This window comes from Rhodopseudomonas sp. B29, from assembly GCF_000333455.1.
Taxonomy (GTDB): domain Bacteria; phylum Pseudomonadota; class Alphaproteobacteria; order Rhizobiales; family Xanthobacteraceae; genus Rhodopseudomonas.
In genome coordinates this window covers 1-2,829 of sequence record NZ_BADD01000605.1, presented here as the reverse complement: position 1 = coordinate 2,829, position 2,829 = coordinate 1, and the positions used below count along the sequence as shown (strand labels likewise).

The following is a 2,829-nucleotide window of genomic DNA, read 5'->3' as shown; positions in this document are numbered from 1 at the left end:
TCGATGTTCAGGCGGGATCTTTTCCGGGCGCACGGCGACCCGGCACGGCCCGGCCGGCCGCGTTGGTCCTGGCGCCGGATCGCACGGTCGAACACCTCGATCCGCCCATCGGCCTGCACTGTCCCGGGCAGCACGTTGATCTTCGGGCTGCCGATGAATTCGGCGACGCGGATGTCGCGCGGGTTGTCGTAGACGTCGCTCGGCGTGCCGACCTGCACCAGCTCGCCGCCGATCATCACGGCGATGCGGCTGGACATCGTCATGGCTTCGGCCTGGTCGTGCGTGACGTAGATGAAGGTGGCCTGCAGGCGGCGATGCAGCTGCGCGATCTCGGCGCGCATGTGCACGCGCAGCTTGGCATCGAGGTTGGACAGCGGCTCGTCGAACAGAAACGCCACCGGCTCGCGGACCAGGGCGCGGCCGACCGCGACCCGCTGGCGCTGGCCGCCGGACAGCTGTCCCGGCTTGCGGGCCAGCAACGGGGTGATCTCGAGGTGGTCCGCGACGCGCTCGACGTCCGCCCGGATGCCGCGCTCGACGCGATAGCGGTTGGGCAGCAGACGGCCGAGAACGGGTAGTCGCTCGATCGTCTTCAGCCGCTTCATCCGCAGCGGCACCGCGATGTTGTCGAACACGCTGAGATGCGGATACAGCGCGTAGGATTGAAACACCATCGCCAGGTTGCGCGCGCTCGGCCGCACGTGATCGACGCGCTGGCCGCCGATCCGCACTTCGCCGCTCGTCTGCTGCTCCAGCCCGGCGATCACGCGTAGCAAGGTCGACTTGCCGCAGCCGCTCGGCCCGACAAGCGAGACGAACTCGCCGTCGGCGATCGTCAGGTCGACGCCCTTGAGCACGTTCGTCGTCTCGAACGATTTCCGGATCGCGCTGAGCTCGATATTCGCCATGTCGCCGTCCCTCAGATGCGATGCGGTGTCATCGTTAGGGGCGGCGTCTGACAGTCACATAACGGTCAGCAGCTTTGCTTATGAGAGATGCAAGATATTCTTGGACAGGCGGAGCGAGGCGGAATGGCGCTGACGTCGGCGCGCATGCGGGCCGTGAACGAGGTGTTCGATTCGGGGAGTTTCGCCGCGGCGGCGCGGCGGATCGGCGTGTCGCAATCGGCGGTGGCGCAACTGGTGCGTGAGCTGGAAGCCGAGTTCGGCGTCACCTTGTTTGACCGTCACGGCCAGAACCTGATCCCGACCTCGCTGTGCCGGCAGCTCTATGCCGCGACCAGCCGGATGCAAGCGATCGAAACCGAGGCCATGTCGATCCTGCAGCAGCGCGAGGAATTGTCCGGTGGCGAGCTACGCGTCGGGCTGGGTAATTCGATGCCCGGCATGGCGCTGGTTGCAGCGTTCAAGCGGCTCTACCCCAAGGTTCGGGTGGCGATCGAGATCGGCAGCTGGTCGACGATCGTCGCGGCAGTGAGCGATCAGCGCGTCGACATCGGCGTCCTACCCGAAGTGCCGGACGACCGGCGGTTCCGACGCGAGCTCTGTCTCAATCAGCGCGTCGTCGTGCTGTGCCATCCCGGCCATCCGCTCAAGAAGCGGAAGGGGCGGGTCTCGATCGCCGACCTGACGGCGCATCCGCTGGTGTTTCGCACCCGCGATTCCTCGACCCAGCGCGTCGTCGATCGCGCGTTTCAAGTCGCCGGCCTCCGGCCCGAACCGGCGATCGTCGTCAATACGCGTGAAGGCATGCTGGAGGCGGTCGCCAACCATCTTGGCATCGGCTTCATGTGGGAGCAGGGCTCCAGCCGGATGGATCGCATCGCCAAGATCTCGGTGCCGGAGCTGGACGCCGAATTTCCCGAATACGTGTTCTCGCTGGCCGGCAAGAGGGGGCGGCTGGTCGAATTGTTCTTTCTCGCCCGCGGTGCTCTGCCTGCGTAGTGCCGGCTGGTTAGCAGCGATCGATGAAACGCAGAGGGCTGCGCACGTCAGTGCGCAGCCCTCGTGATCCGAAAGGATCGACTTGTTACTGCATCCCGATCGTCGTCAGATCCTGGAACCAGTGCTGCGCCTGGACGAAGCTCTTCACTTTCGGCGACAGCGCGTGCGGGTTGGTGTCGTGCACCACCCAGACCATTGGCGCGTCGTCGACGATCAGCGAATGCGCCTGGGCGAGCAGCTCGTCCTGCTTTTTCGGATCGAAGGTCTGCTTGGCCTCGTCGATCAGCGCGTCCACCTTCGGGTTCTTGTAGCCGCCCCAGTTGACGCCGACCGGCGCCACCTGGCCGGAGTGGAAGAACCGCACGATCGCATACAGCGGATCGGACGTGACGTAGGCGACGTTGTTGGCGGTGATGCCGGCGTTCGACGGATCGGCCGCGCCCTTGCGCCAGGCGGTGTACAGCACTTCGAGTTCGACCACCTTGAAGTCGATGTCGATGCCGATTTCCTTGAAGCTCTGCTGCAGGAATTCGTTCATCGGCAGCGACAGCATCTGGCCGGTGCCGCCGTTGGCGATGATGAAGGTGGTCTTGAGCGGATGCTCCGGCGAGTAGCCGGCTTCCTTCACCAGCTTCTTGGCTTCGGCGAGGTCGTACTTGATCTTGAACGACGGATGACCGAACCACGGGCTCGACGGATCGACCTGGCCGACTGCCGGCTTGGCGAGGCCGTTCATCAGTCCGACCACGGCGTCGCGATCAATCGCGAGGTTGAGCGCCTTGCGCAGACGGATGTCGGTCCAGGGTGAACCCGGCAATACGCTGAGGTGATAGTTCCAGACGTGCGGGGTGACGTTGTCGACGATCTTCATGCCGGCCGCTTTGAGCTGCGGCACGGCGTCGGGCGCCGGCGTCTCGATGATATC

2 protein-coding genes and 1 pseudogene are annotated in these 2,829 nt (G+C 65.1%); 1 reads left to right on the top strand and 2 read right to left on the bottom strand.

Features of this window, described 5'->3' with window-relative positions; translation table 11 throughout:
• A pseudogene (locus tag I5M_RS21860) lies at window positions 1-908 on the bottom strand (ABC transporter ATP-binding protein); the annotation flags it as partial.
• Window positions 909-1,031: 123 nt separating this feature from the next.
• On the opposite strand from I5M_RS21860, the gene I5M_RS21855 reads away from it, so the two are divergent.
• Window positions 1,032-1,904, top strand: a complete 873-nt coding sequence (locus tag I5M_RS21855) for a LysR family transcriptional regulator (RefSeq protein WP_022723355.1) — start codon at window positions 1,032-1,034, stop codon at window positions 1,902-1,904.
• 85 nt (window positions 1,905-1,989) lie between these two features.
• On the opposite strand, the gene I5M_RS21850 is transcribed toward I5M_RS21855, so the two are convergent.
• A partial coding sequence (locus I5M_RS21850; protein WP_022723354.1) for an ABC transporter substrate-binding protein occupies window positions 1,990-2,829 on the bottom strand: 840 nt, incomplete at its 5' end.